Source organism: Edaphobacter aggregans DSM 19364 (assembly GCF_000745965.1).
Taxonomy (GTDB): Bacteria; Acidobacteriota; Terriglobia; order Terriglobales; family Acidobacteriaceae; genus Edaphobacter; species Edaphobacter aggregans.
Map to the genome: position 1 here is coordinate 103,499 of NZ_KN050789.1, position 26,947 is coordinate 130,445.

The following is a 26,947-nucleotide window of genomic DNA, read 5'->3' on the forward strand; positions in this document are numbered from 1 at the left end:
CTCATTCAGTTATGAATTGATTGCGAGAGTGCGGCCTCAACGAGGACGGCGAAGAAGGAGTGGCCGAAGACGGTGGGGTGTAAGTCGTCCCAGAAGAGCCGGTGGTCGGGATCGGCGCAGGGAGGATTCACACCGTCGAAGCAGGGTGTGGTGATGTCGACGAAGCCGAAGTGGGTTGCGTCGGCGACGACGGACTGGAAGAGGGTGAAGGCGTTGATGCGTCGAATCCGGATGCCCTGCAGGAGTTGCTCGACGAAGAGGAGGTCGTCGAGGGACTTGTTAGCGGCGAGCGTGGCCTGATGGGCGAAGGCTGCGTTGGGTTTGGCGACAGGAAGGATGCTGATGTCGAAGAGGTTCGGGATGAGGAAGTTTTTCGCGCCGGCGCGGCGGAGGAGCAGCTCTGCGGTGGAGATGCCGAGGGCGATCTGGAAGCCTAGCTGTTGCGGGGATCCGACGCCGGCGGCGTCGACGATGTCGTCGCCTCCGCCTTCGATGATGTAGAGAGCGTTGGGGTCGGCCTTGCCGCCGTGCTGGCTGAGGTAGAGCAGCACCTGCTGGGGTACGCTGGGGATGTTCCCAAAAGGCGTGGGGACGGGGCCGGTGACATGGGCTCCGCCGAAGGCGTAGTCGGTTCCCCCGGCGAGCGCGGGGGCGATGGGAAGGTTGCGCGCGCTGGCGATGTGATCGACCCAGAGGGGGCCGTCGGAGAAGCGGCCGTTGAAGTAGGGTGCGGCGGGTCTGGCTCCTCCGGTAACGATGAAGACGTTTCCTACATCGCAGTAGCTGTCGCCGAATACAAAGATGGCGTCGTAGGCTGCTGCGGTGGCGTTGGCCGCGATGGGTTGGGAGGCGAGGAGGAGGACAATCGTGATGACGCATGAAACGGTTCGGATCGACATGCGGAACTCTCCTGGGGTGGATTGGATTCCGGGGGCCCGATTGCGTGATCGACTGGAGGTTCGGCTGCTGACGGCGCAGTGTCTTTCGAGAATGAGACGGAACGTTAGCAACCGGTTTTGGCGGGTGTCAATGGGAGAAGCGAGGATTCACCGGATGCTTATCGCGGGATGAGGCGCATCAGCATGGGGTCGCGGGGGCGAAGGGTAATCTTGGCCTGCGGGATGGGTGCGGCGGAGCCGAGGTACTCCATGCGCCAGCGCGAGGCGATGGTGGCGATGGCGAGGACGCCTTCCATCCAGGCGAAGGACTCGCCGATGCACTGGCGCGAGCCGGCGCCGAAGGGGAAGTAGGCGAAGCGGGGGCGCTCGGCTTTGGCTTCGGGGGTGAAGCGGTCGGGGTCGAAGCGGAGCGGGTCGGGGTAGAACTCGGGGGTGCGGCTGATCATGTACTGGCTCATGAAGAAGTGCGCGCCGGGCGGGATGCGCCAGGGGCCGAGGGTGACGGGCTGGGTGGACATGCGGCCCATGGCCCAGGCGGGTGGGTAGAGGCGCATGGACTCGGCGAAGACCTGCTCGGTGTAGCGGAGTTGCGGGTAGTCGGCGAGGGTGGGGAGGCGGTGGGTTTGGGTAGAGTTTTGTGGCGGTGAATCCCACGTCTCAGAAGCGAGACGTGGGGTACCCGGTTCTGTGGCTGTTTGAACCGCAGATCCCTCCACTTCGCTGCGCTCCGGTCGGGATGAAACTTCATTTGTGACGGCTACTGGGGTGCCGAGGACGGCGTCTAGTTCGGCGTGGAGTTTGGCTTCGGCTTCGGGGTTTTGGGAGAGGAGGTACCAGGTCCAGGCGAGGGCGTTGGCGGTGGTCTCGTAGCCCGCGAGGAAGATGGTGAGGACCTCGTCGCGGACCTGCTCGTCGGAGAGCACGGAGCCGTCTTCGTCGCGGGAGCGGATGAGCATGGAGAGGACGTCGCCGCGGTCCTGGAGGTTGGAGCGCTGGGAAGCGAACTCGGCGCGGCGCTCGGCGATGAGGCGCTGAACGACGGCGTCGAGGCGGGTGCGGGAGCGGCGGAACTTCATGATGCCGGGGATGGGGAGGTGGAGGAAGCTCTCCATGCGGGGGAAGGCGACGAGGAAGTTGTAGAGGTCCATGATGGTGTTGACCTCGTCGTTGATGCGTCGGATGTCGTCGGTGACCTCGGTGTCGAAGAGGGTGCGGGCGACGATCTCGAGCGAGAGGGCCATCATGGCGGCGGAGATGTCGATGGTCGAGCCGGGTTTCCAGTTCGCGGAGTGGTGCTGCGCGCTCGAGACGATCTCGTCGGCGTAGGCGGCGATGCGCTGGCGATGGAAGGCGGGGGCGACGATGCGGCGCTGGCGGATGTGGATGGGGTCGTCGGAGGTGATGAGGCCTTCGCCGAGGAGGATCTTCATGCGGCGGACGGTGCGCTCCTTGACGAAGGAGGCGGCCTGGGTGACGAGGACCTCGCGGATGTAGTCGGGCTCGTTGATGAAGATGATGGGCGTGCCCATGAAGCGGTAGTGGGCCATGGAGCCGTAGGTGCGGTGGAGGTGCTCGAAGAGGAGGATGGGTTCGCCGAGCTTGACCCAGGGTTTGACGGCGTAGAACTGCAGCGAGTGCGGAAGGCCCGGGGGGAGGTTCCAGTCGCTGCTCATGGAGCGTTAGATGACGGGGGCAGCGATGCGGGCGGCGACGATCTGTCGGATGCGGGCCTGGATGTCTTCGATCCCGGCATCGTCGCGGATGGCGGCGACGCGCTGGGGTTCGCGCGCGGCGATCGTCTCGTAGGCCTGGTAGATGCGGCGGTAGAAGCCGTCGTCCTCGCGCTCGAAGCGGCCTTCGTCGGTGCCCTTCTGCTGGGTGGTGCGCAGGTTGCGGCGGCGAGCGCGGTGAAGCGATGCATCGAGCGAGGGGAGCAGCAGGAGGGTGAGGTCGGGTTGGAGGTTGTTGCAGACGGCGCGGTGCATCGCGAGGATGCGCTCGCTTCCGAGCTGGCGCCCGGCGCCCTGGTACGCCTCGGAGGAGTCGGTGTAGCGATCGCAGAGGACGATGTGACCGGCGACGAGCGCGGGAAGGATGATCTCGTGGATGGACTGGGCGCGGTCGGCGAACATCAGGGCCATCTCGGCGAGCGGAGCGATGGGGCCGAGGGTTGCCTCGGAGCGCGAGTCGAGCAGGATGGAGCGGATGCGATCGCCGAGCGTGGTGCCTCCGGGCTGGCGGAGGGTGACGACGGTATGGCCTTCGGATTCAAGCCAGGCGGCGAGCCTGCGGAGCTGTGTGGTCTTGCCGGAGCCGTCAAGGCCCTCAAAGGTGATGAAGTAACCGCGCTGCATGGAGACAGGATAATGCACCGCGGCGGATGAAACGGTTCGCGCTTTGCGTGAATGTCCCACCTTAGCGACGATAAAGCCGTCGCGAAGATGGTCATCCGGCGTGGATTGATGCTTATGCCGATCGGTCGATGCGTTGCAGGTTGGCTTCGGTGTAGCGGGCGCCGGCGACTTCGGCCTCAGGAAAGGCGGCTTCCAACTCGGCTACTTCGGCTGGTGAGAGTTTGATGTCGGCTGCTGCGGCGTTCTCCTCCAGATATTTGCGGCGCTTGGTGCCGGGGATGGGGATGAGATCTTCGCCTTTGGCGAGGACCCAGGCGAGCGCGAGCTGGCCGGGCGTGGCTCCGCGGCGGACCGCGATGGCACGGACGCGATCGACGAGGAGCTGGTTCTTGTCGAAGTTCTCGCCGGCAAAGCGCGGAAAGCGCTGCGCGCGAGAGTCGCTGCTGTCGAGGTCGCTCGTGCTGGTGATGGTGCCGGTAAGGAAGCCTCGGCCGAGCGGAGAGTAGGGGACGAAGCCGATGCCCAGTTCGCGCAGCGTGGGGAGAATCTCAGCTTCGATGGGACGCTCCCAGAGGGAGTACTCGGACTGCAGCGCGGTGATGGGGTGGACCTTGTGGGCGCGGCGGATGGTGGCGGCGGAAGCCTCGGAGAGTCCGAGGTACTTCACCTTGCCGGCCTTGACGAGGTCGGCCATGGCTCCGACGGTGTCCTCGATGGGGACGTTGGGGTCGACGCGGTGCTGGTAGTAGAGGTCGATGTGGTCGATGCCGAGGCGCTTGAGTGAGGCATCGCAGGCGGACTTGACGTAGGCCGGGTCGCCGGAGACCCCCCAGTAGGTGGGGTCGTCTTTCTTGCGGATGTAAGTGAACTTGGTGGCGAGGAAGACCTCGTCGCGGCGCGGTTTGATGGTGCGGCCGACGAGCTCTTCGTTGTCGCCGATGCCGTAGGCGTCTGCGGTGTCGAGGAAGTTGATGCCGAGGTCGAGCGCGCGGAGGATGGTTGCCGCGGACTCCTCGTCATTGCGGTCACCATAGAACTCGCTCATACCCATGCAGCCGAGTCCCATGCGGGAGACGACTGCGCCTTGTGAACCAAGCTTAACCTTTTGCATGCTCATGAAGGGTTAGATGGCTCAGATATGTGGATTGTTTCGGTTTGGCGCGATCTGCCAGTAGTTTGGCGCGATCTGCTTAGCGGATGTGCGTGCCGTTATGCCACTGAACGTCGTTGGGGACGATGGTGATGGTCAGCGGGCCTTCGGCTCCTTCTTTGAGCAGGGGACCTTCGAACTTCTTCTGCTGATGCGCGGAGTCGGTGTAGATGAGCTTGAGCTTGCCCTCGCCGAGGACTTTGAAGCGGTAGTGAAAGTCGGCGCCGGGAGCGAGGGACTGGGTTCCGAAGCTGGCGCTGGGGTATTCGACCTCGATGAGCTGGATGGGTTGCGGGGTGCGGTTCTGGATGGTGGCGGTGACGAAGGCGGAGTGGCAGGCGGTGAGGGCGAGTGTGGGAAGGAGAGCCAGGGTGCGGAGCAGACGCATACAGGTTTTTAGGGTAGCAGGTGTGCGGATAGGAGCCGTTTTTGAAGCGCCGAGAGCGAACCGAAGATCCCATTCGGCTTCGCTCAGGGCAAGCTCTTCGACTTCGCGCTACGCGCTTCGCTCAGGATGACAATTCCTTGGGGATGCGGAGAGTAGTGGCTAAGCTGACAAAATGCGGGGGTTCTTCGCCTTCGGCTCAGAATGACGGTGCTTTGGGGCATGACGGTAGTTCTTGTGACACTTCAGGCACAGAGCGGGGACGTGCGTTCGAGGATGCGGGCGGTGAGGACGACTCCGGAGCGGTTGTCGTGGAGGGTGATGGGGAAGGCGAGGACGCTCCATGTGATGTTGAGCTCGCCGGTCTTGGGCAACGCGAGCAGGCCGCGGCGGGTGCGGTCGATGTAGGTCTCGCGGGTGAGGGCGACGGTGCGGAGGACGTCGCGCCAGTCGCGCATGAGGGTTGGCATCTCGTCGAAGACGCAGCGTCCGGGGAACCAGTCGCGGGGCTGGCCGAGGTACTCAGCGGCGGCGTCGTTGCAGTGCAGCCAGACGCCGTGATCGTCGAAGATCTGGACGAGCACGTCGGTGCCGAGGGCGAGCGAGATGCGGGAGTAGAAGAAGTCGCGTGCGTCAACGACGACGGGGGAGCCGCGGCGCTTGGCCTCGAGTGCGCTGAGGGCAGCGAGGAGATCGTCGACGGAGCTGTAGCCTTTGAGCAGGTGCATGTCCTCGGCGCCGCCGAAGTGCCGCTCGAGCGTGGCGGAGAGGATGATGATCGGGACGTGCGGGCGACGGCGGCGGAGGTCGGACGCGACCTCGGTGCCGAACTGCCCGGAACCGAGATGGTAGTCCAGCACGGCGATGTCGATGTTGTTGAAGACCTCGGTTGCCTCCTCGATGGTGGAGGCGGGGATGCAGTGGTAGCCGTGCTTGCGGAGGATGGCTGTGCGGAGATGCAGGTTGGCCGGTTCGTCGTCGAGAAGGAGGACGCGAACGCTCTGGGTCTCAGTGGACACACCACCGCCGCTGTCAGTTGGCTCGGACATCGTTTAGGCAGTTGGATGCACACGCCGAGTGTAAGGTCACCGGTGGCGGGAGCCTAATTTTTTGTTTGGGATGGATTATTTACTTTGTGGAGGCCTTGAGGCTGCGAAGCAGTTCGGGAAGGCGATTGACGAGGGCCACAGAGCGGAGCCACTGGCGGTTGTCGATCGCGGGGTAGCCGCTAACGACCTTGCCGGGCTCGACGTCTCCGGGGATTCCACTCTGGGCGGTGGCGATGACGCCGTCGCCGACTGTGCAGTGGCCAGCGACGCCGACCTGCCCGGCGAGGATAACCCCTTTTCCGACCGTGGTTGAGCCGGCGAGGCCGACCTGGGCGCAGAGCAGGGTGTTCTCGCCGACGGTGGAGCCGTGGCCAACCTGGACGAGGTTGTCGATCTTGGCGCCGGAGCGGATCCGGGTCTCGCCGATGGAGGCGCGGTCGACGCAGGCGTTGGCCTGGACCTCGACGTTATCTTCGAGGATGGCGGGGCCGGATTGCAAAATCTTGTACCAGCTTCCATCGGCTTGTTTTGCGAAGCCGAAGCCGTCGGCGCCGATGATGGCTCCGTTCTGAAGGACAATGTTGTCGCCGAGTTGGCAGTACTCGCGGACAACGGCGTGGGCGTGGGCGAAGAAGTTATCGCCGGCGCGGACGTGGGGATAAAGCACGACGTGGGGGAGGATGACGGCGTGATCGCCGAGGGTGACGTGGTCGCCTATCACAGCGTAAGCGCCGATGTGTGGGTCGGCACCGAGCCTGGCTGTGGGGGCGATGACGGCGGTGGGATGGATGCCGGGGGCGTAGGCAGGAGGCTGATAAAAAAGCTCGATGGCGTGGGCGAAGGCGAGGTAGGGGTTTTCGATCCGGAGAGTGGCGGCGGAGATCTCAGGGAATGCGGGCTCGACGAGGACGGCGGCGGCCTGGGTGGTTCGAGCGAGGGAGGCATACTTCGGGTTGGCGACGAAGGTCAGCTCGCCGGGGCCCGCGGTCTCGATGGCGGCGACTCCCGTGATGGCGGCGGCGGGGTCGCCCTGGAGGGTGGCTCCGAGATGATGGGCTAGATCGGCGAGCTTCATGGAGCAGATTTTATAGGAGCAGAGGAAGTTGCTGGTTGCAGGTTGTTAGTTGGGCTTTGCGTTTGGAGGCAGGGTACGGAAGAGGTCTTCCTGGAGGGAGGGAACTGAGGCGGCGGGGGCGGGCTTCTTGCGGGAGGGGGTGGTGATAACGGCGAGGAGCTGCAGTTCGGAGATGGCGGCGCGGGGGATGTAGATGCGCTGGGTGTTGGAGCGGATGTCGGGCGGGATCAGGAAGAGGCCGGCATCGTTGAGGATGTCGTCGACGAGGGTGATGTCGAGGGGAGCGAGACCTTCGAAGAGTTCGGGCTCGGCGGAGGGGCTGGATTGGCCTCGGAAGGTGAGGCGGAGCCAGAGGCCTTCGGTTCGGGGGCGGGCGAGGAAGGTGCGGCGGGTGAGGCGTTCGGGGTTTGCCGGATCGTTGAGGTTGAAGTCGCGGACGTAGCAGATGTGCTTGATTTCAGAGAGAGGGATTGAGACGACCCGGCCGGAGAGGTCGAGCAGGTCGACGACGCGATCCTTTTCGGAGGCGCGGGTGCGGACGAAGCCGGAGAGGGGCAGGTAGCCAGGGAGGGTGTCTCCCAGGAAGCGGCGGACGATGACCTTTTTGTGCGCCGAAGACATGGTTCTTCCGTGCTCCTTCGGGCGGATTGTCGCACGCCATGAGGGCGGCGAAGAGGAAAAGCTGCGTCCAGAGTAGTCAATTTGCCAACGCTGTGTTACATTCAGCTTTTGTGTCCCATTGGGATGCGTTTCTAAACGACTGATTCCCCGCAGCTTATGCTGAGCGAGCCGGGCGGGAGGACGTTTAAGACCGGCTTGGAGCGATTGCAACAGGTATGGCCGATTACATCTATCTTCTGGAACACCGACTCTCCGAGGCTCAGCAGTCTGCGCTCAAGAAAGTACGTGATATAGCTGGCTCAAAAGGGCTTACCAGCTTCCTGGTGGGCGGAGCGGTGCGCGATCTGACGAGCGGCTCCCCGGTACGGGACCTGGATGTAGTGGTTCAGGGAAATGCTCTTAAGCTAAAGAAAGATATAGAAAAATCTGGCGGCAAGATATCCGGTGAGTCGGAGGCGACGCAGTCGTTTTTTGTGCTGTTTCCGGGCGGCGTCCGGATGGAGATCGGGAGCACGCTCTCGGCCAGTTATCCGAAGCCGGGCAAGCCGGTGTACAAGCCGGCGACCATCCTGGATGACCTGCGGCGGAGGGACTTTACCGCCAATGCGATGGCGCTGTCGCTGAACCAGGGGTCGTACGGGCTGCTGATGGATCCGCTGAACGGGGTCGCCGATATCGAGAACCGGGAGCTCCGGCTGGTGAGCAACTACGGGTTCATCGAGGACCCGGTCCGGATGATCCGGGCGGTGCGGTTTATGGCCCGGCTGGGCTGGCAGATGGACGAGCGGACGCGCAGCCGTTACGAGACGGGCAAGGAAGAGGGGTACATCTCGGCGATGCCGGCGGCTCAGCACGGCTACGAGACCGAGGAGATCTTCTACGAGGAGGATCCCCTGCGGGTGCTGAAACGCCTCGAGGCCGAGGGCTGGATGAAGCATCTGAATCCTCTGGTGTCCTCGAGCAAGGCGAACGTTGCCGAGCTGGACAAGCTGCGCGAGGCGCAGATCCAGCTGCAGATTCATGGCATCCACGCCGACGCGACGGCGGCGAACTTCCCGCTGCTGACGGCGAAGATGGCTCCGAAGGACGCGACGGCTCTGAAGAAGAGCTTCGCGCGCCAGGGATTTGTGGACGAGATCGAGGCGCTGGAGGCAGAGGGCAAGGCGTTTGCCGCGCAGCTTTCGAGCAAGGAGGCGGCGGCGCCGTCGCAGGCCTGGAAGCTGCTGCACTCGGCACGTCCGGAGGCTGTGCTGTGGGTGGCGCACCATGTGAAGTCTGCCGGGGTGCAGAACAAGCTGAAGAGTTTCTATACCGATTGGCCGCAGGCGCGGCAGAGGATTCCGTATGCCCTGATGCAGGAGATGCGGATCACTCCGGAGCTTCCAGAGTACGACGAGCTGATGGAGAAGCTGTTCTTTGAGCTGATGGACGGCAAGCTGAGCACGGTCGAGCAGCAGAAGGCGTTTCTTGAGCCCTACTCGCCGCCAGCGCCGCCCCCGCCAGTGCATCTGCGGCGCGCTCGCGCGGCTCGGAAGGAGGCCAAACCGTCGAAGGCCCGCAAGAAGGCCGCGGCTGCCGAAGGGGAGAGCGAGGAGACGAGTGCGGCCGAAGCGACGCAGCCGGCCGAGAAGGCTGCTCCATCGGCGGCAGCGGCGAAGAAGGCAGCGCCAGCGAAGGCTGCTGCTCCGGTGAAGTCTGCGGTGCTGGCGAAGAAGGCTGCTGCACCGGTGAAGGCTGCCGCACCGGTCAAGAAAGCTCCTGTTCCTGCGAAGAAGGCGGCGCCGCCGGCAAAGAAGGCTCCTGCGAAGAAGGCGGTCGTGACGGCTGCCCCGAAGAAGGTCGTGGCAAAGAAGGCTGCTGCTCCGGCAAAGAAATCTGCTCCGGTGAAGAAGGCCGTGGCAGCGAAGAAGCCGGTGGTGAAGAAGGCTGCGCCAGCGAAGAAGGCTCCGCCGAAGAAGGTTGCAGCGAAGAAGGCTCCTGCCAAGGTGGCCAAGAAGAAACGGTAGAGAGTCGGGATACGAGGTGGTACTGAAGGCCCGCAGGCGCTGCGGGCCTTCAGCTATTTGTTGCGGTAGCTGCGGAGGATAGTGAGGACGGCTAGCACGAGCAGGCCGACGGAGCTTAGGGTGAGTCCCCACTCGCTGAGCGTGGTTACCGGGCTGTACCAGTTGGGCAGGTCGGGACCCTTGAGACGCAGCCAGTTCATGGTCAGGGCGACCATGCTGATCGAAGCCACCAGCGAAGCGACGAAGACGGAGGCTGTGAGGAACCACAGAAGCTTGAGGCTGGGGCCGGTGGGCGGATGCGGGTTGTGTTCAGGCAGGGGCATCTCTCGTTTTCGAGGATGAGTGTACCGCAGCGAAGCGGTGACGTTTCGAGCTAGCGGTTGCGGCGTAGCAGGGTGACGGTTGTGACGAAGAGTCCTCCGGCGCTGAGGGTGAGCAGAAGGATGGCGTGGCGGTAGGCACGCTGGGTGGAGGGCGGGGTTCCGGCGGTGTTGTCTCGGCACTGAGCACAGCCCTGAGCGCGGGCCGGGCTGGGGAGCGCGAGGGCTGTGGCGAGCAGGAGCGCGGGGGCGAGGCGTTTCATCGCAGGCTTACTGGAAGAAGGCCAGCAGGATGAAGAGGAAGACCCAGAACATCCCCATGGCGTGCCAGTACCAGGCGGTGCAGTCGACCAGAATCTGGCGGGTTTCGAGCAGGCGCGAGGCATAGAGGCCGGTGAGCGAGGCCGCGAGGGCTGCGATTCCGAGGAAGAGGTGGGCGGCGTGGGTGTAGGTGATCAGGTAGAAGAAGTGACTGGAGGGGTTGGAGCGGAAGAAGACGTGCTGCAGGGCGAGTTGCTTCCATGCCATCCACTGCCCGGTGAGGAAGACGAGCCCGAGGGCCGTGGTGGCGGTGAGCCAGGGCAGGGCGCGACGGGTGATCGGCTTGCCCAGGCCGAGCCACTCGTCCATGACGTCGTTTTCGACGAACATGGTGCGGCGCGCGATCTCCATCGTGACGGAGCTGACAAGGAGGACGGCGGTGTTGATCCAGAGGATGGGCGGGATGTTGGTGGGAAACCACTCGCTGACATAACGGTTGTAGGCGTCGATGTGGTGTGTGCCCTGGGCGACGAAGAAGGCGCTGACGATGGCGATGAAGAACATCAGGTCGCCGGCGAGGCCGAAGAAGAGTCCGAGGCGGGCGCGGCCTAGCTTTTCGCGCGGACCGCGGCGACCCTGGGGCTTGTCGTTCCAGTTGTCGTTATCGCCGCCTCCGCCGCCGGTGCGCTTGTCGGTTGGTGGACGGCGTCCATGGCCACTGTCGTGGTCGTCGGGCCGGCGCTTCTTCTCCCGCTCGGTGTTGATGGGGGTGATAGTCGATGGCATGGGCGGCCTCGCTCACGGACGCGCTACAGACAGCTTACTCCGGTTTGATGTTCGTGGCAGCGTCCTCGCTCCACTGAGGCAGAAAGGATACCTCACCGGAGGGGGAGCTTTGGTATTCGCATGGCTGACGATAGACGGCGATTGTTTCGTCAGATGCAGATGCTGCGGCTTCGGGATGTAAAGCGGGGTGCCATTCGAGGGTCGTGGCCTGCCAGGGGTTCGGCGGAGCGATGGCGCCTCGGCGGAGGCTTCGCGCCAGATTGACGAGAAAGAGGAGCTGGGCGGAGGCCAGGAAGATCGCCGCGTAGGTGATGTGGCGGTTGAGAGGAACGGTGGCAGCGAGCATGCGTCCGGCGGCGTTGGGGATGCCCATGAGCTGGGCGTAGTGGCGTGGCTCGCCGGCGAGACCGGTGAAGTGCATGGGCAGGAAGGTCGCGTAGGCGCCGAGGAGCGTGAGCCAGAAGTGCCACCGTCCGAGGCGCTCGGAGAGGAGGCGTCCGGGTCGTCCCGGCGCGGCGGTGAGGAGGGGGAACCAGTAGTAAGCGGCGGCGAAGAGGCCGAAGACTCCGGCCATGGCCATGATGAGGTGGAAGTGCGCGACGACGAACATGGTGTTGTGCAGGTACTCGTCGAGGATGGGCTGGGCGAGGACGGGGCCGGTGAGGCCTCCGGTGATGAAGAGCGAGACGAAGCCGAGGGAGAAGAGCATCGCTGTGGTGTAGCGCGGGCGCGAGCGCCAGGTGGTGGCGGTCCAGCTGAGGATCTTGGCCGAGGCGGGCAGCGCGATGGCGATAGTGGTAACGGAGAACGCCGTGCTGGCGAAGGGGTTCAGCCCGGCGACGAACATGTGGTGTCCCCAGAGCAGGATTCCGAGGAAGCCGATCATGAGCGTCGTGGCGATCATCAGTCGATAGCCGAAGACGCGCCGGTGGCTGAAGTTGGCTAGCACCATGGAGGTAAGGCCCATGCCAGGCAGGATGGCGATGTAGACCTCGGGATGCCCGAAGAACCAGAACAGATGCAGCCAGAGGAGCGGGGAGCCATTGCCGGGGCCCCCGCCGGAGTGGAGGACTCCGTTGACCAGATTGCCGGTGGGGAGGAAGAAGCTGGTTCCGGCGTGGCGGTCGCAGAAGAGCAGCAGCAGCGCGGCGAGCAGCACCGAGAAGGCGATGATGCTGAGCAGCGCGGCGGTGAACCATCCCCAGACGGTGAGGGGGAGGCGATCCCAGGTCATGCCCTCGCAGCGCAGGCGAACGATGGTGACGAGGGTGTTGATGGAGCTCATGGTCGAGGCGATGGCGAAGAGCGCGATCGAGACCAGCCAGAGGTCCATGCCGAGCGCCTGTCCGGGGCCAGCGGAGGCGACGGCGCTCAGAGGTGGGTAGGCGGTCCAGCCGGAGATTGCGGTGCCTCCGGGGACGAAGGGCGAGGCGACGAGCACGAGGAGCGCGAGCGCGGTGAGCCAGAAGCCTGCGGCGTTCAGGCGAGGGAAGGCCATGTGGCGCGTGCCGATCTGCGCCGGAAGGATGAGGTTGCCGAAGCCGGACTGCGGCGCGGTCGTTAGCACGAAGAAGAGCATGATGGTGCCGTGCAGGGTGACGATGGCGAGGTAGTCTTCGGGCCGTATGGGTGGGTTGCGGAAGAGGTCCGGCCAGACGAGGTGAATGCGCATGAGCAGCGAGAGCAGCGTGCCGAGTGTGACGGCGATGAGCGCGAGCCCGAGGTACTGACGGCCGATGGTGCGATGGTCCAAAAAGCAAGGAGTAGGGGGTAGGGAGTAGGGAGTAGGGTCCTGCTTAGGCGACTTCGGGTTCGATGACTTTGGGTTAGGGGTCATGGGTGGGCGGTCTTTTCTTTGGCGGCTAGCCAGGAGCGGAAGTCGTCGGTGGGGAGCACGCGGAGGTTCGCGTTCATGCGGTAGTGGCCGAGGCCGCAGAGCTGGGTGCAGAGGATGGCGTAGGTTCCCGGCGTGGTGGGGGTGAAGTGGATGTGGATGGACTCACCGGGGACGGCGTTCTGTTTTAGGCGGAGCTCCGGGACAGAGAAGCCGTGGATGACGTCCTGCGCGCGGAGGGTGAGATCGACCTCGCGATTTGCGGGCAGGACGAGCTCGGAGGTGACGACGTCGTCGGGGGAGTGCGGGTCGGCGGGGTCGAGGCCGACGGGGTTGCCCTCGCCGGGCGAGGCGAGCTGCGGGCGCGTGACGCCGAAGGTGGCGTCGGGGCCGGGGTAACGGAAGTACCAGGCGAACTGAAGCCCGGTGACTTCGATCTGCATCGCCTCGTGCGAGGCGCCGGTGTAGCGGGTGGCGGCCCAGAGGCGCTCGGCGTGGATGGCGAGGGCTGTGAAGGTGACGGCGAGCAGAGCGAGAGGGAGGTACTCGATGGTCAGGAGGTGGCGGGCTTCGGTGGATCGGCGGAGCGCTAGACCCGCGAGAAGGAGGGCGTGTGCGAGCGCTGCGAGGGCGAGGATGATCCAGAGATTGAGGAGAAGATGATGGTCAAGAGCAGGCCCGTGCGCGCTGGCGTCCGCCGGGAGGAGCGGCAGCAGGACCGTGAGATAAAGAGCCAAGGGCACATCATCAAGGATAACGCGCCTTATGGCGTTGAGTTGACCGTTACAGTGTTGGGAATGTACTGACAGGCGTGATGGCGATCGTTATCCCAGCAGACAAGGATTGTGTGAGCTGCAGTGCGGAATTCGGATGATGTTGATGGATCAGAGGCCAGTTGACCGAGATGTGTCTTCGTCGCTGCGAAGATTGCCGGACTAAAAGTGATTCTTGGCAGGTTAGTGAGCAAGGTCATACGCACTGCGGGGTCACTTGAGTCCAGAAATCGCACAAGGTCATCGTTTAGTTCAGGATTTTGAGGTTGCGCGAGCGCGATCATTTGGATTGTTTGAGCGATTGATGGAGCCGTCTGATCGGAACGATGAAGAAAACGCCGGACGGCTTGTTGCGCTTCGGGCAAAGAGGAGCCTTCTGTGATGTGAGTTACCGGGTCGGCGTGGTATGACGCCCCCGCAATGAGAAGGATGGCCGCAATACCGGGGCCAGCGTAGATCTTATCCTCCGGGTCTTTAGGTGAGGGAAGAGGTTGGGTGCTTTTCGGATCATCAAGAGCTCGGATCAATATCGGAAGTAACTCAGTGGGTGGCGGACGGAGCAACGCAATGGAGTTGAATACGAAATAAGCGGGCGCTTCGGTCGCTGGATCGAGAAGACGGGGGGCGAGGCGCAAGAGGTACGGAACTAAAAGCTGGCGCCGCTGACGATCGAGTCCGGGACCCGGTTGCGCGGACATCCCTGCGAGCGAGAGGACTGCAAAGGGGCGAACGAGCTCGTCGGGCGACTCTGTAAGGGCTATTAGCGCAGGTAGGTTAGCTTGCAGGTCCGTGAGAGGGGTTTTCGCGAGCGCTTCTGAGAGACTCTCGAGTCCATCGGAATCAGGGTGAGCTGCCGCCTCGGGAAGATTTCGAATCAATGATGGGAGATCTGGTGGAGTTGCGGAACTCTGACCGAAGGAGATGCTTGTAGAAAGAAGGCAGAAAAGCAGGAGATGCGGCATGCGCCCAAGTGTAACCCGGGCCGGATTTCTAAATTGTCATTACCGATTCAGCAGACGCTGCCACCAGCTCTTCGGCTCCAGGTTCTCGTAGAGATCGATCGGCTCGAGCTGCGGAGGCATGGGCTTGTTCAGGAAGGCGGCCAGCGGGTTGGAGACGCAGAGCAGGTGGGCGTACTCGGGGCCGTACTTGTCGGCGACCAGGTCGTGGGCCTCGCGCATCTTCGGCGGGCGCGAGCCGGTGTTGTGGGCATCGGTGGCGAGGAAGTGGACCCAACGCTTCGACAGCAGCTCATGCGCGACGCGCTGGGCGGTCTTGCCCATGCGGCCTGTGACCGAGCCGGCAGTGACCTGCACGAGCACGCCGCCGCGGAGCCACTCCATGATCAGCGAGGAGTCTTTCTGCAGTGTGGCGTTGCGCTCCGGATGCGTGAGAATGGGAGTCAGGCCGTCGAGCTGCATCTGGTAGAAGGTCTCGGCGAGGCCGCGGGGGATGGCGTAGTCGGGGATCTCGACGAGGAGGTAGCCGCCGCAGTTGAGGGTGAAGCGGCTGGCATCCATGCGAGCCTGCTCGATGTTGTCGTACGACATGTGGAAGTCGCAGCCGCGGCCTAGCTTGAGGTCGATGCCTTCTTTGTCGAGCAGGTGCTGCAGCTCGGCGACCTTGCTGGAGATGACCTCGGGGAGGTACGGGTAGTGTCCGTTGGCGTGCGGAGTGCAGGCGATGTGGGTGATGCCATCGTTGGCAGCCATGCGTGCCATCTCGATCGAGAGGTCGAGGCTCGTGGCGCCGTCATCCTGATCCCAGAGCAGATGATGGTGAATATCAATCATCGCGTGCTCATCCTACCATCGCCCGTGGGGTGTTTTTGTAACACGATGGAGCTACCGGGCAATGGGCTACCGAGCCAGCGCAAGTGACTCGACCATCGACTGGAAGAGGAGAAGGCCGTCGGCAGAGCCGAGCAGGCTCTCGCTCGAGCGGTCGGGATGCGGCATCATGCCGAGGACGTTGCGGCCCTCGTTGAGCACACCGGCGATGTTTTCGAGCGAGCCGTTGGGGTTTGCCGCGGCGGTGATCTCGCCTGCAGGCGTGGTGTAGCGGAAGGCGATGCGATCCTGAGACTTCAGCTGCGCCAGGGTGTCGGCGTCGCAGAAGTAGTTGCCCTCCATGTGGCCGACGGGCATCTGGAGAACGCGGCCGCGCTCGAGCCCGTGAGTGAAGGTTGAGTTTGCGGTCTCGGTGCGCAGGTGGACCTGCTTGCAGATGTAGCGCTGTCCGGCGTTGCGCATCAGCGCGCCGGGAAGGAGGCCGGCCTCGCAGAGGATCTGGAATCCGTTGCAGATTCCCATGACGAGCCCGCCGCTGTTGGCGAACTTCGTGACGGACTGCATGATGGGCGCGAACTTGGCGATGGCTCCCGTGCGCAGGTAGTCGCCGTAGGCGAAGCCCCCCGGCACGAGGATGGCGTCACAGTCCTCGAGGTCTTCGGAGGCGTGCCAGAGAAAGGTCACCGGCTGATGCGTGAGCGTGTCGATGACGTTATAGGTGTCGTGGTCGCAGTTGGAGCCTGGGAAGACGAGGACGCCGAATTTCATAAGATGACCAAGCGAGAGATTTCTTGCTTTAAGGATAGCATCTGCTGTTGAGCGGACTCACTGTGTGCAGAACTGCCTGAGGCACGGAGCTGCGGCAGGGAACTGTCTTATCCTGAGCAGATGTGATGTGCGCAGAAGATTTGGAGCGTGTGAGATGAGCGCAGCACCCCTGGGACCGCCGTCGCCGTTTCGCACAGCGGGCCGCGCGCTGATGGACTGGTGGCGCGCCGCAACGCTGGATGCGTTGATCGTGGGAGGGATGTGGCTGATTGGCCTCGAGCTGATTCGTGTGCCGTGGGCGCCGCTGTGGGCTCTGCTGGGCGCGTTGCTGCAGCTGATCCCGGTCTACGGCAGCATGATCGCGCTGATCGGGCCTGTGCTGGCGACCACGTTCATGGGCTCGGACGAGTTGTGGCGTCTGGGCCTGGTTCTGGGCCTCTATGGGTTGATCGTGATGTTGGATGGGCTGGTGATTGGGCCGTATGTCCTGCACCGCAAGACGAGGGTGCCGTGGTGGGCTGCACTACTGGGCCCGATCGTGCTTGGGTTGCTGATCCCGCCCTGGGGAGTCATTCTGGCTCCGCCTCTGCTGGCGGTTATCTATGCGCTGCGCGACAGGTCTGCGGCGCAGCGGTAGGCGGCGACTCAGGCTCCGAGCGTGTAGCGCGTCTCCGCGAGGCGGTAGAGCGGACGCCAGACCAGCCGGTTGATGGTGACGACCATCAACGCCATGACGATGGTTGCGAGCAGAAGGATCTGGAACTCCCCTCTGTCGGTGGCGGCGCTGATTGTTGCGCCGAGGCCGGTTGTCTGCAGCGTCTGGTTCTTCAGGTGGAAGTACTCGGCGATGATGCTGGCATTCCACGCGCCGCCGGAAGCCGTGACCAGTCCGGTGATGAGGTAGGGAAAGATGCCGGGCAGAATGACGGTCCGCCAGCGTTGCACTTCGGTGAAGCGGAAGAGCGTCGCGACCTCGCGCAGGTCAGTTGGGATGGCCATGGCTCCGGCGATGACGTTGAACAGGATGTACCACTGCGTTCCGAGCATCATCAGGGCGATGGAGCCGATGCCAAGGCCTCCGCCCATCTTGACCAGCGCGAGCAGAATGACAGGGAAGAGCGCGGTGGCGGGAACAGATGCGGCGATCTGCGCCAGCGGCTGGGCGATGCGCGCGAGGCGAGGATGAAAGCCGATGGCGACTCCCGCAGGAATCGTCCAGGCCGAGGCGAGCAGCAGCGCCGTATTGACGCGCAGGAACGTTGCCAGCGCTCCCTTCATGATCGCGGCGAACTCCGTCCGCTGCACCTGGCGCAGCAGCGAGAGCGCGTGGAGGGCCGCGTAGAGAACGACGACGAAGATGACGGCGAGGACAAAGCCCCGCAGCAGCCCCGCCCAGCGCTCGTGTCGCTTCACCGCGGCCTCATCGAACTGTGCGGCCTTCCGGGCCTGGCTGCTTCGGCCTTCGGCGACGCGCTGATAGATGGCTTCGGTGAGCGGTTTGATAGTGCGGCGGCTCAGCGTCTTGATTGCGCGGGAGTGCTGGAGCATATGCAGCAGCGGTGAGCCGATGCGCGACTTCGTCTCCACCTGTTCGAACTTGAACTTATCGCTCCAGGCGATGATCGGCCGCCAGATGAGCTGGTCGGTGGCGACGATGATGGCGATCATCGTGAACAGGCCCCAGGCGATCGCTTTGCCGTCGCCGGTGCTCGCGGCGGTCTGCAGGTACGAGCCGAGGCCGGGCAGGCGGAAGTCGCGCGTGCCGAGAACGAACATCTCGCAGGCCATCAGAAAGAACCATCCTCCGGCGACCGAGACCATGGAGTTCCACACGAGACCGATGGCGGCGTAAGGCAGCTCAAGCTCGATCAGCCGCTGCCAGCGCGAGAACTTGTAGATCGTCGCGGCCTCGCTCAACTCGCGCGGGATGCTCTTCAGCGACGAGTAGAAGCTGAAGGCCATGTTCCAGACCTGGCCGGTGAAGATGAGAACGATGGCGCCCATCTCGACGCCGATCTGCCGCGTGGGAAACAGCGCCACCATCGCCAGCATGACGCCAGGCAGAAAGCTCAGCACAGGGATGGACTGCAGGATGTCGAGCCCGGCGATCATCAACGCCTCGACGCGGCGGTTGTAGGCTGCGATGTATCCGTAGCCGATGGCGAAGATGAGGCTCAGAAGATAGGCCAGACCGATGCGGACGATGGAGTAGAAGGCGTAGAGCGGCAGTGCGCGCGGGCTCAGCGAGATGGTGATCTGCGGAACCGGTTGGCCGAACCAGTACTTCGCGATCTGCACCACGCCGTAGAAGCAGGCGAGGCCGATTCCGGCGACGCAGAGATCGAGTACGACCGGCCAGCTTCGCTTGAGCACCTGCGAGCGGGCGAGCATCTCCGTGCTGCGGGTGTAGCTGAAGCTGGGAGGGAGCTGGATCATACCTCGATCTCCGGCGCAGTCGGAGTCTCGGCCTCCTGATGGAGCTTCTCGGGCTGAATGAAGCGGCGTCGCGAGGCATCGAAGTCGAACAGCTCGGCGTAGCGGCCCCAGTTGATGGCAGTCTCCAACTGGCGCACGGTCTCGTCCTCGCTGAACTGCTCGTCTAGCATGTCGTGGAAGAACTCCTCGGGGACGCTCTTGTCGCTCTTGGCCTCGATGGCGCGTACGATCTGGCGCAGCAGCAGGACGTTTTCGACGGCGGCGGTACGGAAGAGCTCCTTCTGGCGAAGAATCTCGGAGTTTGCGTACTCGGCGCCGGTGGGTGTGATGGCCGCGTCGCCCTCGTTCACCTTGAGGAAGCCGAGAAGCTGCGCGGCATCGACGATGGGCAGCAGGTCGTCGATCTCAAAGGCGAGGTCGTCGGCGAGGCGGTAGATGTCGTCCTTGCCGTTGTGATCGAGCAGAATCTCGAGCAGGCCGGCGATGCCTCCCGGACGCGCATGGGGCAGCATCTGGTACTGCATGTGGCGCTGGTCGCGCACGGGCCTGCCGTCGGGCGTGACGGGCAGAGCGGGAGGCTTGGCCTCGGGCTGCGTGAGCACCTTGTAGATGTAGTCCACCAGCTGGGTGAAGGCCGGCGCCTTGCGGTCACGAGGATGCGGAATGGCGACGCGGAAGTCCGTGCGGACGTGGCCGGGGTTGCGGCCGAGTACGATGATGCGGTCGGCCAGCAGCACGGCCTCTTCGATGTTGTGGGTGACGATGAAGATGGCGCGCGTGGGGATGGTCTTGTTGTGCCACAGCTCCAGCAGCTCGCTGCGCAGGTTTTCGGCGGTCAGCACGTCGAGCGCGGAGAAGGGCTCGTCCATGAAGAGGACCTCGGGCTCGACGACCAGGGCGCGGGCGAATCCCACGCGCTGGCGCATGCCTCCGGAGAGCTCCTTGGGGTAGGCGGCCTGGAAGCCGTCGAGGCCGACCGTATCGAGGATCTTCATAGCGCGCTTGCGGCGCTCGGCCGGCTCCATGCCGCGGGCCTTCAGCGGGGCTTCGACGTTCTCAAAGACTGTGAGCCAGGGAAAGAGGGCGAAGCTCTGGAATACGATCGAGACGTTGACGTCGGCCGATTGCACCGGCCGGTCGTGCCAGTAGACCTGGCCCGCCGAAGGCGTCGAGAGACCGGTCAACATACGCAGCAGCGTCGATTTGCCGGAGCCGGATGGCCCCAGCAGCGCCACGATCTCTCCCTCGCTGATCGAGAGATCGGTCGGCGAGATGACCTGGATGCGGTTCTCGCTCGGCTGCGCATAGTATTTTTCGACCTGTTCGGCGCGTATGATCACTTGCTGCATCGGAGTCTGGGTTCAAGACGTAGTGAGTCGGCTGAAATTGATGTAGGCTTGCTGTCCGAGGCTCTGGGCCCAGCGTATCATTACTCTGTAAGATCATAGTAAAGCGACGCAGATCGATTGCATTGCAATGGAGCGTTGAATAATTTCGATGGGGAAGAGTTCAGCATGTCAGAGATGCCGTCAACGACATCAAGACCGAGAGTTCTCGTCGCTGACGACGAGCAGGTAATCGCAAATACTTTGGCAATCATCCTGAACCAGGCAGGATTTGACGCGCGCGCGGTGTTCAGCGGAGAGAAGGCCGTCGAGATGCTCGACAGCTTTCAGCCCGACATGCTCATCAGCGATGTCATCATGACCGGGATGACCGGCATCGAGGCCGCAATTATCACGCGAGCCCGCCTTCCGAAGTGCAAGATTCTTCTCTTCTCCGGCCAGGCAGCCACGGCCGACCTGCTCGAGAAGGCACGCGTGCAGGGTCATGAGTTCGAGATACTTGCCAAGCCCGTCCACCCGACGGACCTGCTGGCCAAGCTGCGCAGCTGAGCGTATCTACGCCTGTCTCTAGCCGGCAACGACGTCAGTCGCGTGCCGCCGCCTCTCCTTGACCTTGACGGCTGGAACTCCGGCGTAGACGGTCCATGGCTCGAGATTGCGGGTCGCGACCGAGCCCAGTCCCAGCACCGCGCCCTCTCCAACGCTCACGCCGGGAGCGACCGAAGCGCGGGCGCAGATCCAGCTATAAGCTCCGAGGCTCATGGCAAAGGCGATCAGCGGGAACGCGGGATCGTCGTAGTCGTGCGTGGCTCCGCAGAGATAGGCGTCCTGCGAGAGGATGGCATGGGAGCCGAGGGTGATGGGCGCGGGGTTGTAGATCTCGGCGCCATCGGCCGCCGTCACCTGCTCGGCGCAGATCAGATTCCAGGGCGCCCATACCCTGGAGGCGGGGTAGAAGTGACACTTCGGACCCATGCTGGCGCCAAAGGATCGCAGCAGGAAGGAACGCCACGAGTGCAGGGGGCGCGGCGAGGTGCGATAGAGCAGCGACCAGCAGACGTTCCACATCAGCCGCCGCAGCCTGAGCCGGAGCGGGAAGGCCGGACGCAGATACGGGTCCCGAGCCGTATTCGCAGAGATGTGTTCCGCCGCGTTGTAATGAATCTCTCTTGGCATGTCCGCTGGCCTGGCCTTCAGGAATGGATGACGCTGGATTCTTCGTCCTGCGTTACGGCCTCGCCCTGCGTCGCGGCTTCGAACAGCCGAATGATCGCCTTTGCATTCTCGCGCATATTGTAGCGGCGGTGGAAGCACTCTTCCGCGCGGTCTGCCATGGCGGCCCGCTCCTCAGGAGGCGTTGCGATCCAGCGTTTCAGCAACCGCAGAGTTCCATCGATGGTATCGGTCTCCATCAGGCCCGCGTTGTCTCGTGCGATGTCTTCGGCGATGTTGACCTTGTCGGCCAGCAGCACCGGCGTTCCACAGCCCAGCGCCTCGGCCACTGCGATGCCGAAGTTCTCCTGGTGCGAGGGCAGCACGAAGGCCTCGGAGGCATAGAACGCGCCCCACTTGGCGTCTCCGGTTAACATGCCGGGCCAGTGAACGCGCTGGCCGACTCCGCCGCTCTCAGCCATCTCAGCCAGGTGCGCTCTCCAGAGCTGCTGGTCGGGGCCGGCCATCACCAGATGAAGCTCCGGATCCTCGTCGGCAATACTGGCGAAGGCCTGAATCAGAAGGTCGCATCCCTTCTTCTTGTGGATGCGGCCCAGAAACAGAAGAAATCGCTTGCCGCGGACCTGCGGACACTTCGCAAAGAACGCTTCTCTGAGGAGGTCCCGGTCCTTGGGTGGCGGACCGCTGGCTCCGTAGGGAACAACGAAGGGGTTCCAGCGATGCAGCCAGAAGCTTTGCTCGGCCAGCCTCTTCTCCGCCGTCGAGGTGAACAGGACACGGTACGCGTCGCGCAGAATCCGATACTCCGCGGGCACCCAGTAGAGCCATTTCTTGATGTGCTTCAGGGGAAACGCGTGCTTGAAGTAGGGATCGAGCATGCCGTGCGTGAACACCACATAGGGCGTATTGCCGGACATCGCGCGCCAGGCGGCAAAGCCGCAATACTGCCACAGGCCGTTGACTACCACGCCGTCGAAGCGGGAGCGGTTCTCCCTCAGCCAGGGCAGCAGCTTCGAGTTGAAGCCGTACTTCGTTCTCGTCGGCCCGAGCGCGTGGACCGGAAACTGCAGATCCCTGAGAAACGGCGCCTTCGGGTCATCGAGCGTAACCACCTCACCGGCGTAGCCGATCGGGCCATAGCTGAGAAGCACCCGCACCGATTCGGTCGGACCGCCGGCCTCCGGGCTCAGGGTTCCGATAATGTGCAGAATTCGCATCAGCAGTTAACCATCGTTATCGAGAATAGCAGTCTCATTATTTCGTCCATCTCTTCTGCAATCAGGCCTCTTGCCCTCATGCCGTAATCTTTCCGGTTACCGCAGCCAGCGCTCTTCGCAGTCCGCGAACATCTTCGTCGAAGCTCCAGCGTTCAATGCGTTGGAAGGCGCGCCGGCCCATTGCGGAGGCCGTCTCGGGCGACGCCAGAGTCCTGCGCAGGGCATCGGCCAGCGCCTCCACGTCGCCGGCGCGAAAGACCGCTCCCTCCACGCCGTCCGTAATCAGATCGCGCTGGCAGCCTACCTCGTCGGAGACGATGACGGCCCGCGCTGCGTTCATCGCCTCGTTGACGATCAGGCCCCAGGGCTCGTGTCGCGACGGCAGAACGAAGACGGTCGCCAGATCGAAGAACCGTGGAAGCTCGGACTGGTTTCGGAAGCCGCAGAAGCGGATGCTGCTGAAGCCGGTCTCGCGGGCTCTCTTCTCGAGCGAGGCGCGCTCTTCGCCGTCGCCGACGATCACCAGATAGGGATCGGGCTCCATGCCCGGCGCAGGCGAGAGTCGCACATAGGCCTCCAGAAGATCGATCGCGCGTTTGCGACTCCGCAGCTTCGAGGCGAAGAGGATGACCGGCCGCGAGGGATCCAGCGCAAGCTCGGCGCGAAGCTCCGCACGGCGGACCTCGGCCTCGCGGCTGCGCTGCTGGAAGTACTGGTTATCCACCGCATAGGGCATCGGAAAGAGAGGAAACTCGTCGCCCAGGTAGTAGCGCCAGTAGGCAGTGTTCAGGGTCCCGATGGGAAGCACGGCATCGATCATCTGCCCCAGGGCACGAAGGAAGAGCCGCTTGGCGGCCAGCTTCGCTCCGCTGCGTTCACGATCGCCCAGCCAGGACTCGGCACGCAGCAGCACTGGAATTCCCAGCGCCCTCGCCGCAGTCATGCCGTGCAGCGAGTTCACGCTGGAGTAACCGTGCACCCAGAGAGCATCGAAGGCTCCCTGTCCCGGTGCGCCCTTGAGCCGGCTTGCAATGCCGTAGTTCATCGGCGACGTCGGGCTGTTGGTCGCATTGTCCCTGAGGACCGGAAGAAACTCGTGCCGATAACCTTCGAGCAGAGGCACATCCCACTTGACGCCCACGCCGCCGAAGCCTTTGTCCTTGTAGCCTCGCACCGAGAAGTCCGATCCGAAGAAGACTGTAAGGTCTATATCCGGCTCTTGCGCGATGCGGCGCAGCAGCGGCGCCTGGTACTGGATGGGATGGCTGACGAGATACGCCAGCCTGAGCCTGCCGTCTTTGCTCTCTGTGGTCCGCTGGGGGAGGGAATCCATGGTGATGATGTTGACGGTGCAGTCTCGTGGAGATCGGTTGCGTTACTGTTGCACGGCGAGGATCAGAATCGAGGCGAATCCGAGCAGAGTGGAGACGCCTCCCGACTTGATCGCGGCCTTCATGCGGTCGGTCGGGAGGAAGACGATGTCGTCGGTCTGAAGTACGGGATCGGGGTCCTTGCCGTCCATCACGCGCTTGATGTCGACATGGACGACCTTGCGCTCGAGTCCAACTGTGCGGATCAGGCGCAGATCCCCCAGCTTACCTTCAAAGCCTGGGCCGCCGGAGACTGCCGCGACCTGCATCAGCGTCAGAGGAGAGTTCTGCGCGAGCGGAACGGCTCCCTGGGTCTTGAATGCGCCGAGCACATAGACCACGCCCGTCCGTGCGACCAGGATCGTGTCCTTCGGAAAGATCGGAACGTTCGACTTGTCACTCTGCTCGGGGTCGGTGCCGAGGTCGATTACGACCGGCTGAGCGACGTCCGCACGATAAATTGTGACGATATGGCTCGCCGTGGGAGGAAGTCCGCCCGCGGCTGCCAGGACATCGAAGAGCCTGCGCTGGCCCACGACCGGGACCACGGCGTGCAACTCACCCGTTACGGTGGCAACCTGATTCGGCGACTCCATCAGCTGCAGCGTCACCTGAGGGTTGCGGTACATTCCGCCGGCCACAAGCCGGTCAGCGATCAGCCGCTCCGCTTCGTGGATGGACAGACCGTCCACCACCACCGTGCCGACCAGCGGCAGCTGGACGGAGCCATCCAGGCTGACCCGCGCCACCGGCGCATAGTCCGTCGATCCGTACAGATGCACCGCGATCAGGTCTCCTGCGCCGACATGAATCTCGCGTCCCTTCGGAAAGAGGATCGCGGGATCAGTGGTCGGGGTCACCCGGCGGTTCACCGCCGTGGAAGCTCCCAGCGCAGGCCCGTTGAACTGCGCCTGTGCCACAGGACCGGCGAGACCCAGCACGAAGAACAGGGGCAGGACCGCCAGGGCTGACCGGAAGGGCCGCTGCCCGCTCATCGCTTCACCTCGTCCGTTGTCTCGGCGTGGCGCGCCGCGCGTGACGGCGACTCCCAGCTTTCGGCATCCACACCCGAATACGAGTAACCCGAGTATCCGTAGTAGCCGTAGTACTCCGGCGAGCTCATATCGACTGCGTTCAGCATGATGCCCGTGATCGGGGCACCGGAGCGCATCAGCAGGTCGCGCGCTCGGCGCACCACGTGCTTGCTCGACTTGCCGTGCCGGACCACCAGCACCACGGCGTCGGCCTCGTGCGCCAGAATCACGCCATCGGTGACCGACAGGATCGGAGGTGAGTCGATGATCACATGGGTATACATCCGGCAGCACTGTTCGAGCAGAGTCGTCATGGACTCCGAGCTCAGCATCTCTGTGGGGAACGGAGGAACCGGTCCGCTGACCAGGACATCGAGGTTCGGCACATTGGGGACGTGTTGGACCGTCTGTTCGAGCGTCGTTGCGCCCGTCAGCAGCGTCGTTAGTCCGACTCTCGCGTTTATACCAAAGCGATGGTGAACGTTGGGCCTCCGCAGGTCGGCATCGATCAGCAGGACACGGGCCTTGCCCTGTGCAAGGATGACGGCGAGGTTGCTGGCCGCCGTTGTCTTGCCCTCCGACGGCGTCGCGCTGGTAAGCAGGATGACCTTCGGAGGCTGCCCTGCGCTCGAGAGCAGAAGCGCCGTGCGCAGCGAGCGGAAGGCCTCGGCGAACTGCGATTTGGGCTGCGACAGCGAGATGATATTTCGCTCGGCGACGGAGAGAGTGCTCTGGTCGGTCGCGGTGCGCCGGGCGCGAGGGACGATGGCGAGGGAAGGAAGCTCGGTGATCCGCTCGATCTCGGCGACACTGCGCAGGCCTGTATCCAGACTCTCGAGAAGGAAGGCCAGGCCAATGCCGCCCAGAAGTCCGAAGATCAGCCCGGTCAGAATGATCGTCGACACTGGCCGCAGCACCGGAGCCGCCGGAAGCATCGCCTGATCGACTACGTCGATCTCCAGCGATTCCAGCCCTGCCTGCACGCCCGCCGTGCGCAGACGCTGGAGCAGCCCTTCGTAGAGGTTCCGGTTCGATTCAAACTCGCGCTGCCGGATCGTGTACTCCACCAGGTCGTCGCGCAGCTTGTAGGCATCGGCCTTCTGGGCCTCGAGCGCTGCGCTCGTCTGGTCCTCGTTGGTGCGGGCAGCAAGGTAGTTCTCCTTGGCCTGCAGGACCAGCCGCTGCTCCTCGGTGTCGATCTCGCGGCTCAGTTCGTCGATCTGCGCCTTCTGTGCCTTGGCCTGTGGATGGTTCGGCCCGAGCGTCGACTCCATCTGGGCATACGTCGCCTTGGCGGTCGCATACTGGCCGCGAAGCTGATTCAGCCCCGACGCCGTGGCCCCCGACGCGGTATCGATCGATGCTTCGATCGAGTTCGGGTCCATGCTGCTGAGCATGCGGTAGCGCGACTCCGCCAGGATGCGTGCGATGTGAGCATCGTTGGAGGCCTTCGAGAGCTGCTCCACCGAGGCGTTGATCTGGCTGTGGTTCTGGTCGAAGCCGAGGATGCCGAGCCGCTTCTGCAGGTCCATCAGCTGTTCCTGCGAGGTCTGCACCTGCTGCTTCAGGTCGTCCAGCTGGCCCGAGAGCCAGTTCGACACTCTCTGGGTCGAGGCGAACCTCGTCTCGTAGCTCCGCTGGATATAGGCCGCGATCACCTTGTTGACGATGTCGGCCGCCAGCTTAGGGCTCAGGCTGCTGTACCCGATGCGGATAATGTCGGTCTTCTGCACCAGCATGATGTGCAGACTGCTCTGCAGCCGGTGTATCGTGTCCTGCCGCACTCGCGGATCGTCCAGCGCGGCGCGCGGCACGGGAGCCTTGCCGCCGAGAAAGTCCGGATTGTTGGCGAGATCCATCTCGCGGGCCACCGCGAGCATGAGCGAGTCGCTCTCGAGAATCGCGACCTCGGCCAGCATACGCGAGCCCGTGGCGTCGCCGGTGTATCCCTGAACGGCGCTGACGCGGTATTCGTTCGACGAGCCGGACCGTACCTGGATGCGTCCGAAGGCTTCAAACACCCGCGGCTGAGTCCCGGCCTTGTAGATGCCATAGGCCAGGCCCAGCAGAACACAGATGATGACAACCGCCCGCCGCTTCCTCAGCGTGAGCAACGCATCGGAGAGGGTCGTGTCGGTGACCGACGTACTGAATGCCGGCGCATTGACCTCAGGTGTGTCCGCCCCAGGCGGTGTCTTCGCGCTTTGCGGACCCATTGCGACTAGTCTAACAAGAGGAGCAGGTACCAGCGAGCGAATTGAGAGATGCCCGCAGTAACCCTTTCTGTACCTTGAAATTCA

26 protein-coding genes are annotated in these 26,947 nt (G+C 63.7%); 3 read left to right on the top strand and 23 right to left on the bottom strand.

Annotated features, from left to right (window positions below):
* Positions 1-5 precede the first annotated feature (5 nt).
* From Q363_RS33485 to Q363_RS33520, 8 genes are all read right to left on the bottom strand, one after another.
* A complete protein-coding gene (locus tag Q363_RS33485) occupies positions 6-899 on the bottom strand; it encodes an SGNH/GDSL hydrolase family protein (protein WP_035359231.1) in 894 nt (297 codons plus the stop codon).
* 158 nt (positions 900-1,057) lie between these two features.
* Positions 1,058-2,572: a cytochrome P450 gene (locus Q363_RS45170; RefSeq protein ID WP_051979702.1), complete on the bottom strand. Its 1,515-nt coding sequence runs from the start codon at positions 2,570-2,572 to the stop codon at positions 1,058-1,060.
* Between the two features lie 6 nt (positions 2,573-2,578).
* Complete coding sequence (gene tmk / locus Q363_RS33495; RefSeq protein WP_035359232.1) at positions 2,579-3,253, bottom strand: dTMP kinase; 675 nt, start codon at positions 3,251-3,253, stop codon at positions 2,579-2,581.
* 112 nt (positions 3,254-3,365) lie between these two features.
* Complete coding sequence (locus Q363_RS33500; RefSeq protein WP_211256487.1) at positions 3,366-4,370, bottom strand: aldo/keto reductase; 1,005 nt, start codon at positions 4,368-4,370, stop codon at positions 3,366-3,368.
* Between the two features lie 73 nt (positions 4,371-4,443).
* On the bottom strand, positions 4,444-4,791 hold the full coding sequence (locus Q363_RS33505) for a phage tail family protein (protein ID WP_035359235.1): 348 nt from the start codon (positions 4,789-4,791) through the stop codon (positions 4,444-4,446).
* Positions 4,792-5,033: 242 nt separating this feature from the next.
* Positions 5,034-5,807 (bottom strand): response regulator, encoded by a 774-nt coding sequence (locus Q363_RS33510; RefSeq protein ID WP_342667483.1) that lies wholly within the window; start codon positions 5,805-5,807, stop codon positions 5,034-5,036.
* Positions 5,808-5,916: 109 nt separating this feature from the next.
* On the bottom strand, positions 5,917-6,912 hold the full coding sequence (gene lpxD, locus Q363_RS33515) for a UDP-3-O-(3-hydroxymyristoyl)glucosamine N-acyltransferase (protein ID WP_035359239.1): 996 nt from the start codon (positions 6,910-6,912) through the stop codon (positions 5,917-5,919).
* Between the two features lie 45 nt (positions 6,913-6,957).
* On the bottom strand, positions 6,958-7,533 hold the full coding sequence (locus Q363_RS33520) for a DUF6982 domain-containing protein (RefSeq protein ID WP_035359241.1): 576 nt from the start codon (positions 7,531-7,533) through the stop codon (positions 6,958-6,960).
* Between the two features lie 215 nt (positions 7,534-7,748).
* Between Q363_RS33520 and Q363_RS37275 the strand changes: the two genes are divergently transcribed.
* On the top strand, positions 7,749-9,539 hold the full coding sequence (locus Q363_RS37275) for a tRNA nucleotidyltransferase/poly(A) polymerase family protein (RefSeq protein WP_051979703.1): 1,791 nt from the start codon (positions 7,749-7,751) through the stop codon (positions 9,537-9,539).
* A 53-nt stretch (positions 9,540-9,592) separates the two neighbouring features.
* Here the strand turns inward: Q363_RS37275 and Q363_RS33530 are convergent, their stop codons facing one another.
* The 8 genes from Q363_RS33530 to purQ all read right to left on the bottom strand — a co-directional run bounded on the left by Q363_RS33530 (position 9,593) and on the right by purQ (position 16,071).
* The gene (locus tag Q363_RS33530) at positions 9,593-9,862 is read right to left on the bottom strand and encodes a hypothetical protein (protein WP_035359243.1); all 270 of its coding nucleotides are present in this window, start codon (positions 9,860-9,862) and stop codon (positions 9,593-9,595) included.
* A gap of 50 nt (positions 9,863-9,912) precedes the next feature.
* Complete coding sequence (locus tag Q363_RS33535; RefSeq protein WP_035359245.1) at positions 9,913-10,122, bottom strand: hypothetical protein; 210 nt, start codon at positions 10,120-10,122, stop codon at positions 9,913-9,915.
* 7 nt (positions 10,123-10,129) lie between these two features.
* Positions 10,130-10,906: a cytochrome c oxidase subunit 3 gene (locus Q363_RS33540; RefSeq protein ID WP_035359246.1), complete on the bottom strand. Its 777-nt coding sequence runs from the start codon at positions 10,904-10,906 to the stop codon at positions 10,130-10,132.
* 34 nt (positions 10,907-10,940) lie between these two features.
* Positions 10,941-12,743, bottom strand: a complete 1,803-nt coding sequence (locus Q363_RS33545; protein WP_084081020.1) for a cytochrome c oxidase subunit I — start codon at positions 12,741-12,743, stop codon at positions 10,941-10,943.
* A complete protein-coding gene (locus Q363_RS33550; protein WP_035359250.1) occupies positions 12,740-13,477 on the bottom strand; it encodes a cupredoxin domain-containing protein in 738 nt (245 codons plus the stop codon). Before Q363_RS33550 ends, Q363_RS33545 begins: the two co-directional genes overlap by 4 nt.
* 26 nt (positions 13,478-13,503) lie before the next feature.
* Entirely contained in the window at positions 13,504-14,475 is a 972-nt protein-coding gene (locus tag Q363_RS42550) for a hypothetical protein (protein WP_169747242.1), read from the bottom strand.
* A gap of 39 nt (positions 14,476-14,514) precedes the next feature.
* A complete protein-coding gene (locus Q363_RS33560; RefSeq protein WP_035359253.1) occupies positions 14,515-15,306 on the bottom strand; it encodes a tyrosine-protein phosphatase in 792 nt (263 codons plus the stop codon).
* A 66-nt stretch (positions 15,307-15,372) separates the two neighbouring features.
* Positions 15,373-16,071: a phosphoribosylformylglycinamidine synthase subunit PurQ gene (gene purQ, locus Q363_RS33565; protein WP_035359255.1), complete on the bottom strand. Its 699-nt coding sequence runs from the start codon at positions 16,069-16,071 to the stop codon at positions 15,373-15,375.
* A gap of 154 nt (positions 16,072-16,225) precedes the next feature.
* Between purQ and Q363_RS33570 the strand changes: the two genes are divergently transcribed.
* Positions 16,226-16,708, top strand: coding sequence for an AI-2E family transporter (locus tag Q363_RS33570; RefSeq protein ID WP_051979705.1), 483 nt, complete (start codon positions 16,226-16,228; stop codon positions 16,706-16,708).
* A gap of 8 nt (positions 16,709-16,716) precedes the next feature.
* Here Q363_RS33570 and Q363_RS33575 read toward each other — a convergent pair whose 3' ends face one another.
* Positions 16,717-18,507 (bottom strand): ABC transporter permease, encoded by a 1,791-nt coding sequence (locus Q363_RS33575; RefSeq protein WP_035359256.1) that lies wholly within the window; start codon positions 18,505-18,507, stop codon positions 16,717-16,719.
* Positions 18,504-19,856 carry an ABC transporter ATP-binding protein gene (locus Q363_RS33580; RefSeq protein WP_035359257.1) on the bottom strand — a complete coding sequence of 451 codons (1,353 nt, stop codon included), beginning with the start codon at positions 19,854-19,856 and terminating at the stop codon, positions 18,504-18,506. Before Q363_RS33580 ends, Q363_RS33575 begins: the two co-directional genes overlap by 4 nt.
* Positions 19,857-20,021: 165 nt before the next feature.
* On the opposite strand from Q363_RS33580, the gene Q363_RS33585 reads away from it, so the two are divergent.
* Positions 20,022-20,402, top strand: coding sequence for a response regulator (locus Q363_RS33585; protein ID WP_157468180.1), 381 nt, complete (start codon positions 20,022-20,024; stop codon positions 20,400-20,402).
* Positions 20,403-20,420: 18 nt separating this feature from the next.
* On the opposite strand, the gene Q363_RS33590 is transcribed toward Q363_RS33585, so the two are convergent.
* From Q363_RS33590 to Q363_RS33610, 5 genes are all read right to left on the bottom strand, one after another.
* The gene (locus Q363_RS33590) at positions 20,421-21,029 is read right to left on the bottom strand and encodes an LbetaH domain-containing protein (RefSeq protein ID WP_035359260.1); all 609 of its coding nucleotides are present in this window, start codon (positions 21,027-21,029) and stop codon (positions 20,421-20,423) included.
* A 17-nt stretch (positions 21,030-21,046) separates the two neighbouring features.
* Positions 21,047-22,243: a glycosyltransferase gene (locus Q363_RS33595; RefSeq protein ID WP_035359261.1), complete on the bottom strand. Its 1,197-nt coding sequence runs from the start codon at positions 22,241-22,243 to the stop codon at positions 21,047-21,049.
* 76 nt (positions 22,244-22,319) lie between these two features.
* Positions 22,320-23,576, bottom strand: a complete 1,257-nt coding sequence (locus tag Q363_RS33600) for a glycosyltransferase family 4 protein (protein ID WP_051979706.1) — start codon at positions 23,574-23,576, stop codon at positions 22,320-22,322.
* Between the two features lie 42 nt (positions 23,577-23,618).
* On the bottom strand, positions 23,619-24,608 hold the full coding sequence (locus tag Q363_RS33605) for a polysaccharide biosynthesis/export family protein (protein ID WP_035359263.1): 990 nt from the start codon (positions 24,606-24,608) through the stop codon (positions 23,619-23,621).
* Positions 24,605-26,863 (bottom strand): GumC family protein, encoded by a 2,259-nt coding sequence (locus Q363_RS33610; RefSeq protein WP_051979707.1) that lies wholly within the window; start codon positions 26,861-26,863, stop codon positions 24,605-24,607. The genes Q363_RS33605 and Q363_RS33610 overlap by 4 nt, the downstream gene beginning before the upstream one ends.
* Positions 26,864-26,947 lie beyond the last annotated feature (84 nt).